Source organism: Pseudoalteromonas sp. HF66, assembly GCF_011806445.1.
In the GTDB taxonomy this organism is placed as follows: domain Bacteria; phylum Pseudomonadota; class Gammaproteobacteria; order Enterobacterales; family Alteromonadaceae; genus Pseudoalteromonas; species Pseudoalteromonas apostichopi.
Genome location: NZ_JAATOU010000001.1, coordinates 225,686 through 240,404, shown reverse-complemented (window position 1 = coordinate 240,404; position 14,719 = coordinate 225,686). Strand labels below are relative to the sequence as shown.

13 protein-coding genes are annotated in these 14,719 nt (G+C 41.4%); 3 read left to right on the top strand and 10 right to left on the bottom strand.

The window, feature by feature from the left end:
- Positions 1 to 104: 104 nt before the first annotated feature.
- The 5 genes from HCZ11_RS01005 to HCZ11_RS00985 form a co-directional block, all read right to left on the bottom strand.
- Complete coding sequence (locus HCZ11_RS01005) at positions 105 to 578, bottom strand: RES family NAD+ phosphorylase (protein WP_167657364.1); 474 nt, start codon at positions 576 to 578, stop codon at positions 105 to 107.
- Positions 578 to 1,012 (bottom strand): antitoxin Xre/MbcA/ParS toxin-binding domain-containing protein, encoded by a 435-nt coding sequence (locus HCZ11_RS01000; RefSeq protein WP_119853251.1) that lies wholly within the window; start codon positions 1,010 to 1,012, stop codon positions 578 to 580. The genes HCZ11_RS01005 and HCZ11_RS01000 overlap by 1 nt, the downstream gene beginning before the upstream one ends.
- A gap of 117 nt (positions 1,013 to 1,129) precedes the next feature.
- Positions 1,130 to 3,673: a TonB-dependent siderophore receptor gene (locus HCZ11_RS00995; RefSeq protein ID WP_167657363.1), complete on the bottom strand. Its 2,544-nt coding sequence runs from the start codon at positions 3,671 to 3,673 to the stop codon at positions 1,130 to 1,132.
- 316 nt (positions 3,674 to 3,989) lie between these two features.
- The gene (locus HCZ11_RS00990) at positions 3,990 to 4,640 is read right to left on the bottom strand and encodes a UPF0149 family protein (RefSeq protein ID WP_167657362.1); all 651 of its coding nucleotides are present in this window, start codon (positions 4,638 to 4,640) and stop codon (positions 3,990 to 3,992) included.
- Positions 4,641 to 4,722: 82 nt separating this feature from the next.
- Entirely contained in the window at positions 4,723 to 5,682 is a 960-nt protein-coding gene (locus HCZ11_RS00985; protein ID WP_167657361.1) for a sensor histidine kinase, read from the bottom strand.
- 95 nt (positions 5,683 to 5,777) lie between these two features.
- Here HCZ11_RS00985 and HCZ11_RS00980 point away from each other — a divergent pair, with 95 nt between their 5' ends.
- On the top strand, positions 5,778 to 7,085 hold the full coding sequence (locus HCZ11_RS00980) for an HD domain-containing phosphohydrolase (protein ID WP_167657360.1): 1,308 nt from the start codon (positions 5,778 to 5,780) through the stop codon (positions 7,083 to 7,085).
- A 77-nt stretch (positions 7,086 to 7,162) separates the two neighbouring features.
- Positions 7,163 to 8,185: a ferrochelatase gene (hemH, locus tag HCZ11_RS00975; RefSeq protein WP_130052945.1), complete on the top strand. Its 1,023-nt coding sequence runs from the start codon at positions 7,163 to 7,165 to the stop codon at positions 8,183 to 8,185.
- 33 nt (positions 8,186 to 8,218) lie between these two features.
- Here the strand turns inward: hemH and HCZ11_RS00970 are convergent, their stop codons facing one another.
- The 3 genes from HCZ11_RS00970 to HCZ11_RS00960 form a co-directional block, all read right to left on the bottom strand.
- The gene (locus HCZ11_RS00970) at positions 8,219 to 8,530 is read right to left on the bottom strand and encodes a cupin (protein WP_167657359.1); all 312 of its coding nucleotides are present in this window, start codon (positions 8,528 to 8,530) and stop codon (positions 8,219 to 8,221) included.
- A gap of 12 nt (positions 8,531 to 8,542) precedes the next feature.
- Positions 8,543 to 9,691 carry a benzoate/H(+) symporter BenE family transporter gene (locus HCZ11_RS00965; RefSeq protein ID WP_167657358.1) on the bottom strand — a complete coding sequence of 383 codons (1,149 nt, stop codon included), beginning with the start codon at positions 9,689 to 9,691 and terminating at the stop codon, positions 8,543 to 8,545.
- 142 nt (positions 9,692 to 9,833) lie between these two features.
- Positions 9,834 to 10,781: a RimK family alpha-L-glutamate ligase gene (locus tag HCZ11_RS00960; RefSeq protein WP_130052947.1), complete on the bottom strand. Its 948-nt coding sequence runs from the start codon at positions 10,779 to 10,781 to the stop codon at positions 9,834 to 9,836.
- A 195-nt stretch (positions 10,782 to 10,976) separates the two neighbouring features.
- On the opposite strand from HCZ11_RS00960, the gene HCZ11_RS00955 reads away from it, so the two are divergent.
- The gene (locus HCZ11_RS00955) at positions 10,977 to 11,513 is read left to right on the top strand and encodes a hypothetical protein (protein ID WP_167657357.1); all 537 of its coding nucleotides are present in this window, start codon (positions 10,977 to 10,979) and stop codon (positions 11,511 to 11,513) included.
- A gap of 230 nt (positions 11,514 to 11,743) precedes the next feature.
- Here the strand turns inward: HCZ11_RS00955 and HCZ11_RS00950 are convergent, their stop codons facing one another.
- A complete protein-coding gene (locus HCZ11_RS00950) occupies positions 11,744 to 12,943 on the bottom strand; it encodes an alkaline phosphatase family protein (RefSeq protein ID WP_130052949.1) in 1,200 nt (399 codons plus the stop codon).
- Between the two features lie 12 nt (positions 12,944 to 12,955).
- Positions 12,956 to 14,713, bottom strand: a complete 1,758-nt coding sequence (locus HCZ11_RS00945; protein WP_167657356.1) for a hypothetical protein — start codon at positions 14,711 to 14,713, stop codon at positions 12,956 to 12,958.
- Between the last annotated feature and the right edge of the window lie 6 nt (positions 14,714 to 14,719).

Genomic DNA, 14,719 nt, shown 5'->3' with positions numbered 1-14,719 from the left:
TAGGTGCTAGGTGCTAGGTGTGAGAATAAACGCGATATAAAATCGCTGCTACAAACTCGTTTCTCGCAACTTTACTCTCTCTAACTTTCCCCTCAATAACTATTTCAAAGCTTTGCAGCCAATCGATTTGGATAGAAAAAGTCTTTGCTATCAATGCATTTAATTTTGCTTATGTCTGTGTGAAATGGGTTGATTAAATAATTGTATTCATCGGGGCATAGACTTGAAGGAACTTGAAGTACGGCTGCATCCATCGATGCTAGCCAATCAGAACCTAACGCTTGCGTCTCTGTAATGTAGGGGTGATCATCCCATGCTTTTGGAAGTTCGCTAGCTACTAGCCTAATAATCTTGAGATCATCAGGGATTTGAATCGTTGTAATACTCAGGTTTGTACTTAAAATATCCGTTGTGTCATTCACTAATCGCTCAAGCATTGCTAAAGAGCGTGAGCTTGCCGTATACACAATAGGTTTACCAACAAAATGCCACCGTCCTTGTGCATACAAACCACCCAGCCCAGATAACGCGTTGGCTAGATCATTATGTACTTTGGGTGCTATTCGGTAGCAAATCATTAAGCGGTAAACCCGTACTCAAGCCCTAGTATCACGCGTTTAATAAGCTCACGACCGCGGATTGTATGGATCACCGACTTTGGCTCTTGATTAGCAAATTGAATATTAGGGGTGCTAAGCCATTCGTTCCAGCGTTTAACATCACCAAAATAAGCAATCCCTTGTGACGAAATACGTGCCACTTCTAACGCATTTTCACTCAACTTGGCATTCAACCGCTTTCGGTCTTTACTATATCTTTCGAGTGTACGCATAGTGGTACCGATTGAGGCTGCTAAGCTATTAGCGTCCCAATTTAGCTCTTTAGCGAGTGATTTAATCGCACTAACTGTCACGCCTTGTGTTGCAACACTTATTTCATCCAGTGTATTTGAATTGATAGTTACTCGACCATCAGTGACCACACCTAAATAATCAGTTTCAACAGCATTCATTTTCCACCTCGCCAAAAAGACAACTGTCACTTATTATAGCGACAAATGTCGGATACTACAATTAAGCAAAAAAATAGCGCCTTGAGGCGCTATTTAAGTTTCACTTCAACTTAGGAATTAAAAACTAAAACTCAGTTTTGCGTAGTAAGTCATACCATCAAAACCATAAGGTAATGCACGAACAGGGTATTTGAATGCTTGGTTAGTAATAAAATCAAGAGCTTCGTCTTCGCCAAGTTCGTCTGGGGTTACATCAAAGATATTATCAATACCCGCCGATAGCATCAGTTCGTCAGTTAACTGATAACCAAGGTTAACATCAACTAATACTGCTGACTCAACAGTGCTTGTGTCTTTAAACTCACCTGTAGGTGATAATTGATCAGGCAAACCAATGTGGTCATTACCAAAGTATTTAACGTCTGTTTCACCATAATAATTAAAGCGTAGCATGCTGTTGAAATCGCCGCGATCGTATTCAAATGTTAACGTTGCACGCTCACCTGGTTGACCGTCTGTTAAGAAACTACGTTGTAAATCATCAAGGGCAATTGACTCAGGAATCCCTTCCGGTGCATTCACATCATCAATTTCAGTCTCGTTAATGTTACCTGCAAACGTTGCTGAGAAATTACCATCGTACAAATCAGTGCGATACGAAGCGATGATATCAACACCTTTGGTGGTTGAATCAACCGAGTTTGAGAAATAGTTAGCTTGCTGTGCCCCTGTTGCATTAAGTGCAGCGACAGCTTCGGCACTAAATGCCACATCATCCGCAGACATTAAGCTGCCAAGAGTAATTCTGTCTTTAATTGCAACATGATAAAAATCAACGGTCAGTGATAAATCGCTGGTTACGTTATAAACAAAACCTGCACTTAAGTTTTCTGAGCTTTCAAGACCGAGGTTATCAACACCCAGTGCTGAGGGGAAATCAGAGCCTGCAGTTGCCGTAAATGATTGCAGTAATACGCCACCAGCACCTAAATTTGTGGTGTAAGCGGTATACGCACTTTGTTGTAGAGATGGTGCTCTAAAGCCAGAAGAAATGGCACCACGAACAGCAAAGTCATCGGTAATTTCATAACGGGTTGCTAGCTTACCAATGATGTCATCACCGGCATCAGAGAAATCTTCATAACGAAGCGCTGCGCTTACTTGCCATGCGTCCGTGATCAGCGTTTCGGCATTTACATAAAATGCATAACTGTGGCGGCTCTCTTTGTTTGATGCTTCAGGGCGTAAACCGTTATATGCCTGGAAACCACACTCAGCGAATACGCTACTGTCGTTTACCGCAGGGTATGAAGTATCTGAATTAGCTAAACCACACGCATAAGAGGCTTCTTCGCCCGGCACGATCTCATAGTTTTCTTTACGGTATTCAGCCCCCACAGATACATATAAAGGCTCGCTGCGGCCAATATCGACAATACCATTGAGGTCTGCATTTATAGTCGTTTGGTCAAATCTAAAACCCCCTGAGTACCCGCCGTTAGGGCCTGCTTTTGCAACAATATCAGCATCACTTGCATCTGGGTTGTTCGCTACATATTCAGCAGCATACGACGCATTTAGCGTGTTTTTTGACGTGAAATCATAGCTGTTTTCACCATATACGGCAGATACGTCATAGCTCCAATCTGGAGTTAACTCACCGCGCAGTCCAAGTGAAAACGAAATATCTTCGGCTTCGTTATCGATGCGAGGTAAAAAGCCATCGCCATAAACTTGCACCACGTTCTTCGCTGCTTGGTCAAAGTTACGGTAAAAACCATTACCTAGCGCAGTACGGTTTGAGTATCCGCCAAATGAGTAAAGTTCGGTCTCACCAAAAGGTAACGCCATATTATAAAACACAGAGGTAAATTCGCTATCAGCATTACCCTGCCCCCAGCGAACATCATCAGATAGCGTCCCAGCGGGCACATCAACTGAGCCACCAATATCACGCTCAGCGCGGTTGGTGCCATCCGCATCACGGTATTCCAAAGAAAAGTTAATGAAACCGCCTTCATCGCCTAAGTCGAAGCCACGGTTTAAACCCATTGAAATAGTGTCACCATCGCCTTCACCCGTGCTACCAGCTTGCACATAGCCCGTTGTAACACCGGTTGAATCGTTTAACGATAAGTTGATAACACCGGCAATCGCATCAGAACCATATTGCGCAGCAGCACCATCACGAAGTACTTCAACACCTTTTAACGCAGTAAGAGGAATCGCATTCATATCGGTACCCGCAGCACCGGCACCTACAGTACCATTTAAACCAAAAATAGATTGGTTATGACGGCGTTTGCCATTGATAAGCACTAACGTTTGGTCTGGCTGTAAACCACGAAGAGTCGCAGGTCTAAATAAGTCAGAGCCATCTGACACTTGCGTACGAGAAAAGTTAAATGAAGGAGCCGTCGCTTGCAGACTTTGGCCCAGTTCAGTGAATCCACCTTTGTTTAAGTCGTCGGCATCAATCAAATCAACCGGCGATGTTGATTCGGTAGCCGTACGATTGGCAACTCGTGAGCCTAATACTGAGATTTGTTCGATGTTTTTATCTGCTTTAGCAGCAGATGCTTGCTCTGCTGCCTGCACTGAAGTTGCAGAAACAGCCATACTAACCGCAACGGCCAGCATACTTAAAGAATGTGTTGTCATGTGTATCCTGTTGATATTCCGGCTTTCCTTAAAACAAAAAAACGCCCCTTTTGGAGAAATTAAGAAAAGCACTAAGCACGTGTTGTTGATTTTAGAAATCACGATTTTTGAAAGTTAACTCAAGCCTGCGAGTTAACTCTTACAAAACATCCTATCAACAAATACACAAAAGGGAAGAAAAATAAGGTACGACTTAGGTATAAACATTCCCATTTGTAGTATTAATAGGACTTTACAAACAGAAATTATTCGTTTTTCAGTAGAAATAAGCAAAATAATGCAACTATCAGCTTATCTCTACTGAGAAGGGAAATGTTTACTGATCTTGCTCAAGCATCGCCAGTTTTTCATCTTCAAGCATTAACGCCATAGTGGCAATCTCAGATAAGCTCTCGTCTAGCGCATTAAAGAAGGTGACAAACCCTTCGCCTAGTTTTTCTGGTTCAGGGTGATTTGCCAGCGCCTGATCCCACATCGCGAAGGTCGTTAGTAAATCGAGAGTTGCTTCAAAATTATCAATAAACAGCTGACCATCTTCGCTTTCATTATCTTGCTGATCATCAGCTTTAAGTAAAAATTGTAAGTCGCTGTGCCAAATATCTTGGTTCACAATATACGCCGCAATATAGCCGCTACAAAAGTCCTGCAATGCTTGGCTTGGCTCATTGCTGTTTACTTCATTTGGGTATAATTCTGCTAAGATTTTCTTTTGTTCAACTTGTGCTTCGGTGATGTTATCAAGCAATTCAATCATCGCATCGCGAGGCTCTGAATCTGTCATTAAAGTGTTAAACACCGACTCATCATTGTCAGCAATATAATTTGCTAATTCTGATTCCCCAAAAAACTCTGAGCAGGCCAATAGACCAGACATATAGCCAAGCACTTGGTCCAAACTTACTTGATTAGTCTCGCTTTGACTCGCGAGGTAGTTTTTAAACACATCCGAACTTTGTTGATTTAGCATATTGAGCCTTTGCATGTTGGTTTGCTATGGGTGTATTCCTACCCTAGCGAATTCACAAATTTTTGCAACAACTGAAATACTGTCAGCTAGTTACAGTTTTCCTGACCTGACTTTGCACAGGAAACACGCAGCTAATTCTTGTGCCCATTCCTTCTGTACTTTGAATATCAATACAGCCTTGATGTTCATGCACTATGGCATACACCATGGTCATCCCCATGCCGGTGCCTTCTCCAACAGGTTTTGTGGTGTAAAAGGGATCGTATATTTTCGCAATGGTTTCTTCTGACATGCCGGCGCCATTGTCTTCAATATCTATATAAATATGCTGTTCGAGCTCATATACGGCAACAGATATTTCAGCATTTGATTTTTGATTATCACAGGCTTGTTTTGCATTAATTAGGATATTGACTATCACTTGGCTTATTGCAGGTAAGTTACACCAACTTTGTGATATAGGGCTGTACTGGGTATGTAAATTACAATCACGCAGTTGGTTTGCTAATAGTTTTACGGCACTTTTTACTGCATCTGTCATATCAGCAAATTGCTTGTCGTGACCTTTGGGCCGCGAAAAATCTAATAAATTAGCAACAATTTTACTGATCCTTTGCAATCCTTGTGAGGTATCGCTAATTAAGTCAGGTAGCTCTTCGGCTACAAAGCGAAATGAATGCAATTTATTTAGCTCAGTTAATTGCTTACAGAATGTTACTTTATCGGTTTCACTACAAGCAAACTCATCGCACACAGCGAGCAAATCACTAAAGTAATCACAATAGTTTTTTAAACAATCAACATTACTGATGCTATAGGCAAGCGGGTTATTTATTTCGTGCGCAACCCCTGCGCAGAGTGTTCCTAAAGTAGCCATTTTTTCAGCTTGAATAAACATGGCTTGATGGTGTTTTAAATCAGCAATTTTTTGCTCAAGCTCACTGTTTAATGCCACTAAAATCCTGCTTTTATCTGCAAGCAATTGCTCAGCTTCTTCTCTGGCCGCTTTTTCTAATAAGTAGGCTTGCTTAAAGTCATCCATTTTCATCTCAAACTTTATTTGTCTCTTTTAAAACCTAGCACAAGGCTGGATTTAAGGCTATGTTATTGATTAACGATGATTCACAGTAAAGCGCTATGGCTGAAAAAGTTAGCAAACAACATATTCAGGTTTTATGCATCGATGATGACGAAATCGTCTTGCGGACTCTTTTGCGATTGTTATCAGCGAATAACATCACTGCAAAAGCCTGTGCAGATCCACTTGAGGGACTAAAAATTTTAGCTACCTATAGTTTTGATGTGATTATCTGCGACATGCGAATGCCAAACATAGATGGCGCTGACTTCTTTGCGCAAGCACTCAATATAGACCCTGAGCCTCAACGGATTTTGTTAACTGGTTACTCAGATATCGACAACACCATTGCCGCCGTTAATAAAGGTAGGATCCATGCTTACATTCAAAAACCTTGGCAAAATGAGTTACTGCTGCGCAACATCAGTGATGGCATAGAAAAAACCTCATTAAAGCGCCAAAACAAGCAGTTAGAGCAAAAAATCAAAGCGCAAAACAGCCAGTTAAAAGAGCTAAACAATAACCTTGAGCAAATGGTCGAAAAGCGCACTCTACAAATTCGAAAAGTGCTCAAACAACTAGAAGAAGTAAACGAACGTGAAAAACACGAGCATCGCAGTACCTTTGAGATTTTATATAACTTTATTAATGCCAACCCATACCTTGATGGTATGCAAGCACAAAACATTGCCACTACCAGCAAACAAATTGCTGAACATCTTGGTTTAGATAAAAAACATATTGAAATGGCAGAAATGGCAGGCTACCTAGCACAAATTGGCTTGCTTGCCATGGAGCCAGAGCTTTATAAAAAGCCAACCAGAGAGCTTACAGAGAACCAAAAAAAGTTATTTTACACACACCCTAGTACCGCTCAGCTAATGCTAATGCCCGCTCCCCATTTACATGATGTATCTGAAGCAATTTATTACCAATTTGAACACTACAATGGCTCCGGCACACCTAAGGGTTTAAAAGGTAAAGAAATTCCAATTACGGCAATGATATTAGCTGTAGCGCGTGATTTTTGGCAAGCAATTGCTCATATCACAGTAAATGACAACAGCCGTTATGAAAGCGCACTCGATCAGCTACAATTATATAGCGGTACTCACTACCATCCAAAGATTTTAGAAGTGTTAGGGAGCCTTAAAATCAGCTGTGCTAGTGATCAAAAAGTGGGCACCATGAAGATTCTCACGGCACAGGATCTTAAAAAAGGTATGGTACTCGGCCATGCACTTAGAAGCTATGACGGTATCTTGCTTTTACCAAAAGGGCATGTGTTCGGTGCCAAATCAATTGCTAAGCTACAACAACTTGAAACGAAAAAACCAAATCCTTTCAGAATCATGATCAAAAATTAGCGAATAAAGTGATCACATATTCAGCTTACTTCGTTACAATGTGATTTATATTACGATTACTTCTAAAGGAGCACTCAGTGTCGCGATTTTCCGCCATAACCGATAAGCCACATGATGGCCGATTCAACAAAAAAACGGGCATTTTATTGACCAACTTAGGTAGCCCAGATGCACCTACTACCGCGGCACTTAGAACTTACTTGCGCGAATTCTTATCAGATCCTCGCATCGTTGAGATCCCACGTTTTATTTGGATGATCATCCTTTATTGCTTTGTACTTACTTTACGCCCAAAACGCTCAGCGGCACTTTATAAAAGTATCTGGACTGAAAACGGCTCACCATTGACTCACATTACCCGAGAGCAAAGCAAAAAGCTGGCAGCCCTTTTAAAGGAAAAAGGACACCAAGACACCGATGTAGTTATGGCGATGCGCTACGGTAACCCATCAATTGAAGCTGGCCTTGAAGAGCTTCGCGAAAAAGGCATCACACGCGTTATTGTGCTGCCAATGTACCCGCAATATTCAAGCACCACCATTGGTTCAACGTTTGATGCGGTATCAGATGTACTGCGTAAGTGGCGCTGGGTGCCAGAGCTTCACTTTATTAATGGTTATCACGATAACCCTATATACATTGATGCTTTAGCTGCTAGCATTAGCGAAGATTTAAATGCCCACGGCACACCACAAAAGCTAGTGTTTTCGTACCACGGTACACCTAAACAGTTTTTAGAAAATGGCGACCCATACTATTGCTTTTGTATGCAAACTACTCGTTTAGTTGCCGAAAAACTTGGGTTTGAGAAAGACTTTGCTGTAACTACATTCCAAAGCCGTTTTGGTAAAGCAGAATGGTTAAAGCCTTACACTGACGCAACACTTGAAAGCTACCCTGCTGAAGGCATTAAAGATATTGCAATCATCAGCCCTGCATTTAGTGCCGATTGTCTAGAGACATTAGAAGAAATAGAAGGTGAAAATCGCGAAATTTTTGAACATGCAGGCGGTGATAAATACCGTTATATACCTGCATTGAATACCCGTGATGACCATATCAATGCCATGTTTGAAGTGATAAAACCATTACTTAAATAACGAAAGGCCCCAGCAAATTTGGGGCCTTTTTTATTATACACTGCCTTGCGACTCGACAACTAAAACTCGCGCTTCTCCCTTAGGCTTTGCAACATGCTCCGTGCCAACACTGGCAAAAAAGATATCCCCTGCATTGAGAAGCTCAACGCATACTTCACCATGCTGCTTATAAAGCATTTCGACCTGGCCACTTAACACCACAAAAACTTCTTCACCATCATTGATATGCCATTTGTAAGGTTTATTTGTCCAATGCAAACGTGTTGTAATACCTTTCATATTGGCAATATCTAATGCCCCCCAAGCTCGATCAGCTGTGAATTCGCGACTTCGTATAACTTGCATCGTTTAAATCCCTCAATCTTTACGTGTCATAACTAAGGTCACCGTACCTGCAACAATTCCCCAAAATGCAGAACCGACCGAGAATAAGGTTAGGTTTGAAGCTGTGACTAAAAAGGTCACGATAGCGGCTTCGGTATAATACGCCTCAGTTAATGCTTGCTGTAAGCTACTGGCAATGGTTGCAAATAGGGCAATGCCTGCCAACGCCAAAATCAATGCCTGTGGCAAGCTTGCTACCAAACCAACTAGCGTAGCTGCAAGGAGCGCCATAATAATGTAAAACACACCACCAGCAATGCTTGCCCAATAACGTTTGCTTGGGTCTTTATCAGCCTCAGGGCTCATACAAATGGCAGCGGTGATGGCCGCAAGGTTAATGGCATAGCCACCAAATGGCGCAATAATCACATTTAATAGCCCGGTAACATTTAAAGCGGCCGACACGGGTGCTTTATAATGGTGTGCTTTTAACACGGCAATACCTGGTAAGTTTTGCGATGTCATGGTCACAATGAATAGCGGCAAACCAACGCTTATCATACCGTTAAGATCAAACTCAGGAGCAATATAAGCAAACTCGCTCATTCTCCATTGCCAACTAGTTGTATCGATTTGACCCGTTAGGCCTGCCATTAAAAAGCCAGCCACAACCACGGCAAGCATAGCAAAACGCGGGAAATAGCGTTTCCCGCACAAATATACGGCCACCATTAAACCAATCACTAAAGGTAGCTCGTTCATAAAATTAAATACATCAATACCAAAATTCACCAGCACGCCAGCAAGCATGGCACAAGCTAGTTGGCTTGGTATCTTGTTCATCATTTTTTCGAATATGCCAGTAATGCCAGACAAAAACACCATCGCCGCAGAGAACATAAACGCGCCAACAGCTTGATTTAAGCTATACCCTTGGGCACTTGAAATAAGTAGTGCCGCACCAGTTGTTGACCAAGCGATAAGAATGGGCACTTTATAATAATAAGACAAAGCAATTGAGCTCAACCCCATAGCAAGACCGAGCATTAGCACCCAACTAGCAACTAAATCAGGCGTGCCACCTAAAACCATAACAACCTGATAAATAAGCGCTATTGAGCTGGTAAAACCAATAATAACGGCCACTAACCCCGCAGTTGCTCGACTGATGAGCTGACTCATGTACACATACTCCATGGCAATTAAAAATCTACCATATCCTATGATTTGCTAAATGGCACTGTACACTTTTGTAGTATTTTAAGATTTGATTACTATACAGATGAGACAAAAAAGGCGTGTTAGTAACACGCCTTCTACAAAATTAAACCACCTCTAAACAAGGCTCTTTGACCACGGTAGGCTTATCGAAAATACCTAAGCGAATGCGAATAAAGTGCAAAATTTCTTTGGCTACATCAATACCCAGTGCACCTTCTAAGCCTTCAAAACCTGGGCTTGAGTTTGCCTCACAAATTTTGAAGTGTTGCTCATCAAACAATAAATCAATGCCCGCTACATCAAGATTAAGTACGTTAGCAGTTTGTGTAGCAAGCCATTCAATTTCTGGTGTAATAGGGAATGACTTACCTGTACCACCGGCACTTACATTGGCTTTAAAGTTTTTACCTTGCGAGTTACGCTCCATACAAGCTACCGCTCTACCACCGATAGTAAGTACTCGCAAATCACGCCCATGGCTGGACTTAACAAACTGCTGTAAAATAATGTTTGCTTGTGGATTTGCAGCCTCAATAAGCTGCATTAAGTCATCAAACTCTTCTTTTGATTTTGATAAAAATACGCCACTGCCCTGCGAGCCTGATAAGGTTTTAATAACCACAGGAAAGCCAATTTGCTTTTCAACTAAATCAATATTCACTGGAAACTTAACCAGCATAGTATTTGGTGTTGGTAAATTACACTCAGCTAGAATTTGCTGCGCGAACAGTTTGTCTTTAACTGTTTCAATTGATTGCGAGCTATTTACACAGTAAACACCCAAGCGCTCAAGGTGGCGAATAATCGCCAGCGCAAAATACGTTGTACTTGCACCCATGCGAGGAATAACAAAATCTGGTAGTTGTACTGACTGGCCATCAATTAAAATACTTTTACCATCTTCACGAGTGATAGTGAGATCAAATTGATCAGGCGAATAAACCTGTAACTCTATACCCTCTTCTTTTGCTGCCGCAAGTAAACGTTCTACTTCATAGGTTTCTTGCTTTAACAAACCTTGGCTATCTTTATAAATGATCCAGCCGCGCATGGTCGGTACCTCTAATCTTGGAGTTTCAGTGACAAAAAAACGCGGATTATGCTCAGCATTAGCAATCGAGTAAAACAAATTAATTTTATCGACACGATAATAAAAGCAACTACTTACTGATTATCTATTGACCAACTTGTTAACTTAAGGTAAAAAATAACAGTAAGTTAACATAAAAACCCGTAAGAGAAACATGTGAACAGGACGCTTGCATTAATCTTTATTTTGCCGCTTACAGCCTTTGCACTGAATGAATGGCATATTCAAAGTGATGGTTTTAAAACAAAACCCAGCACTCAGCAGTTTGTTGCCTCTTACAAAGCTGAAGCAGATCAAATAGCCCCGCAGCCAATTGTGAACTTAACTGCGCCCCTTAACCAGTTATCTGACCGCGCACACGATTACCTATATAAACAAGGCCGTTTACCCGAACAGTTAGCAAACACCGCATTCAGCGAGTTTGATTTAGATACCCTTAAAACCTTACAACCCGGCGATAACTTTATTTTAGTAATAGACGAATATCTTAGTTACACCGTAGAGATCAGTAACATTATAGAAGCCAGTAATGGCGATAGAAGTGTGTTTGGGAAGGTCAATGCTCATGCTAAAGCTGACTATCAAGCGGTGATGACCCTCACAGAAAATACCCTACAAGGCCAATTTGATGCCAATAACCAAAGTTATAAATTTCAAAGCCATGGTGAATATGGCTGGGTGACAAAGTTATAGGTTACGAGTTTCGAGATGCGAGATATGAGATATTAGTCTGTAGCAGCGATTTTATATCGCGTCAAAGAGCCTAAATCCTAGCGCCCAGCGCCAAACGTTTTCACTCGTAGGCGTGAAACTTGTTTCGCGCGAAATAAATTTCACGCCTACGATATCGTATTTAACCTTGGCAAGGTCAGCCACAAACTAAATTAAAACTTATGACTTAAAGCTTACAGCTTCCTTTCCCCTCACAGCTTTTCAACTACCACTGGGAATAAACTTGCGCCGTCACTATCGATTGGGCTTAAAATCTCAAGACCAAGGATTTTGGCGATAAGCGGATATACATCTAAATTACTTACTTCATCTACACGTAGGCCTTGTTTAAAGGCAGGTCCGTTGGCAATAAAAGTTGCAGCCATATCTTCGCTATAGGCATAGCCATGAGTGCCCAAATAGCCTGCCATTTTACTATCAGTGAACACACGAGGTGCATCGGTTTGCAAAATAATATCGCCAACTCGCGGGCCTTTATTATAGTGATAACCACGCTTTTGCTGTTCAGTTAGCACGATGTAACGACCCTCAGCCGCTTTTGCGAGCTTTTTACTAAACCCACTGATGTCGGCTTTACTATCTGGTTTTGCATAATATAAAACACGTGGACCGGTGTTTTGCACTATAAAGTTTTCGTCTTGAGGTAGGCTATCAATTTTAATACTAAGGTTTGGATCAACAGACGCCATACCATGATCAGACACAATCACTAGATTAATGTTTTCATCAAGCGCTTTTAAACGGCTAGATAAATCCGCCATTAAACTATCTAACTTTTGCACCGCATCATAGGTTTCTTTAGCATCAGGACCAAACTCGTGTCCCATGCTATCTACCAGCGAAAAATAACTGATCACCAAACGTGGGCGCTGTGCTTTTGGCAAGCTTAACCACTGAATAATTTGATCAACACGCTTTTGGTAATCACTGTGTTTAGAATAATGATAAAAGTAATCAGGCAGCATGCCGTTAAAGCGCGCATCTGACTCAGGCCAAAAGTAGGTTGCTGCTTTTAAGCCTTGCATTTGTGCGAGGTTCCAAAGCGGAATGCCACTAAACCATGTACTATCGTCTTTCCCTTTACCCATTTTGTAGCAATCGTTGCGCTCAGTATCACAAAAGCGGTTTTCAACAATGCCATGATTAACAGGTAATAAACCGGTGATAATCGACAAATGATTAGGGAAAGTTTTGGTCGGATAAACAGGGCGCATTTTAGTTGCTCTAACACCCTGCTCACTGATTGCTTTTAAATGTTTTGCATGGTGTTTTTCAATGTAATCCCAACGAAACCCATCTATCGAAATAAGTACGACCGATTGTTCTTGCTCCGCTTTTACTATCGAGCTGAACGCTAATAAACTTGCTAAAACTAATTGCCAAATACGCATGCGAAACCCTTTTTAATTCAATTTGTTGATTTTCTCAGTGACTTTATCAAACTGTTTTGAAAATTTTGTGATCATGCTTTCTAGCTTTTTCACACTACGTTTTAAACGTGAACCATTTACTTGGCTATACATAAAACCCCAAATGCCAGTAACAACACTTAAAACAATAAACACAGCAACCGGTAGGCCATCTAAGTGCTCGACTACTTGCGGATAATTATTGAGTAAATCAATCCCAACATCTGGCACAAGTGTATTAACTAGAGGATAAAAATCTTGCGCATCAAAGTACCAAGCCAGCCCTATTGACGTAAGACCAAGCAATACCATACGGTTAAAACCATGCACCATACCAAAGTTTCTAACAGAAGAGTGGTCGTACTTAATGTCTTTGCTCACATTGACCGCATATTCACGGTAATACTCATAATAACGTTTTGTATCAACACTGCTATATGCATAATACACCCAATCGCCGATATCTACAGAGCCAAGTAAATCTTCACCCGCTTTAAAAATAAACGGTTCACCCGATGCGGTTTCAAGCATGATTTCACCCTTCAAGGTGGTGCTACGATTACGATAAACCTCAACGCGCTCTTTTACATCACTACCAACATACGTGCCACCTCGATAAGTGGTTGTGGTTTCTGTTGTGGTCACTGTTTGGCGAGTTTCATTGGCATGTGCGCTTTGTTCTTTTTCTAATACTTTGCCAAGCACTGCACGATGACGAATGGTGCCTTTCTCGTTACGTGCCCAAACATTTTTATGCACATAATCGTTTTCATATGCAAGGCTATACTCGTCCATAATGGCATGTTCAAGCTCAGCAATACTGGTTGGTTTAGTTATGCTCGGCTCTAGCGCCATTTGAATGCTAATGGCTTGCTCATCATCTTTTGCAAGCGATTGTTCGTTTGCAGCATTCGCTTCAACGTGTTGCTTAGCGCCACAGCAATAGCAATGTGCCGCATCTTGGCTAATACGTTGCTGGCATGAAATACAAATAACATCTGACTTACTCGGGGTTCTTGCCAGCATGTTATAACCCAATTGATTTAGGGTGGTCGATAGAATCACATCTGTTGCCGCTAAAATTGCATCATACTTTGCTTCTTGTTTGGCTTTAGCTTTTTTATGGTAGTTGTGCTCAGCCATAAACACCCCGATTGCCACGGGTAATGAAGCAAGTAATGCAGGCAAAAACTCAAGTTTTGCAGCAAACAACATGATAAAGAATGTAATAACACTCAGTACAAGCCACAATATGGTTCCGCCAGTGTAGTTTCGGCTAATGGTTTTATCCCAGCTGCGATATTGTTGATCGGCAAAATGCACAATAACAATTGGCATAAAACGGTCATTCTTAACGACTCGCTTGGCGTTGCCATCAGCAATGCGATAATTAAGTGTTAGCGGTGTTTCTTGAAATGCGGTGATCACATTACCCTTTTGTAGGTTAGCAATCACATCTTTTTCAGCATCAACACTAAACTCATGAATAATGCCGTTTTTATCTTCAACTTCTAGCCACCAATAACCATATAGCATGTTGTCGTTGTTGGTTTTATAGCGGCGCTTATAGTAATACATCGATTTCACAACACCTGTGATCGTGCTCGCTTGTGGCGCATAGTTTTTTACATCAACCAGCAAGTCAGGGCTGAGTTCTTCAACCGTATGCATTTGTCTTTTTTGCTCAAGAGCTTCTCCACAATCACAACAGTGAAGATCGGTGGCATAAACCGTATTTTGGCAATGTTGCATTTTCAT

Bases quoted from the DNA above. Each gene is read 5' to 3' on its own strand.
- HCZ11_RS00970 (WP_167657359.1), bottom strand. From the start codon at position 8,530: ATGCAAGTTATACGAAGTCGCGAATTCACAGCTGATCGAGCTTGGGGG.
- HCZ11_RS00995 (WP_167657363.1), bottom strand. From the start codon at position 3,673: ATGACAACACATTCTTTAAGTATGCTGGCCGTTGCGGTTAGTATGGCT.
- HCZ11_RS00980 (WP_167657360.1), top strand. From the start codon at position 5,778: ATGGCTGAAAAAGTTAGCAAACAACATATTCAGGTTTTATGCATCGAT.
- HCZ11_RS00945 (WP_167657356.1), bottom strand. From the start codon at position 14,713: ATGCAACATTGCCAAAATACGGTTTATGCCACCGATCTTCACTGTTGT.
- HCZ11_RS00965 (WP_167657358.1), bottom strand. From the start codon at position 9,691: ATGAGTCAGCTCATCAGTCGAGCAACTGCGGGGTTAGTGGCCGTTATT.
- HCZ11_RS00990 (WP_167657362.1), bottom strand. From the start codon at position 4,640: ATGCTAAATCAACAAAGTTCGGATGTGTTTAAAAACTACCTCGCGAGT.
- HCZ11_RS01005 (WP_167657364.1), bottom strand. From the start codon at position 578: ATGATTTGCTACCGAATAGCACCCAAAGTACATAATGATCTAGCCAAC.
- HCZ11_RS01000 (WP_119853251.1), bottom strand. From the start codon at position 1,012: ATGAATGCTGTTGAAACTGATTATTTAGGTGTGGTCACTGATGGTCGA.
- HCZ11_RS00950 (WP_130052949.1), bottom strand. From the start codon at position 12,943: ATGCGTATTTGGCAATTAGTTTTAGCAAGTTTATTAGCGTTCAGCTCG.
- HCZ11_RS00960 (WP_130052947.1), bottom strand. From the start codon at position 10,781: ATGCGCGGCTGGATCATTTATAAAGATAGCCAAGGTTTGTTAAAGCAA.
- HCZ11_RS00985 (WP_167657361.1), bottom strand. From the start codon at position 5,682: ATGGATGACTTTAAGCAAGCCTACTTATTAGAAAAAGCGGCCAGAGAA.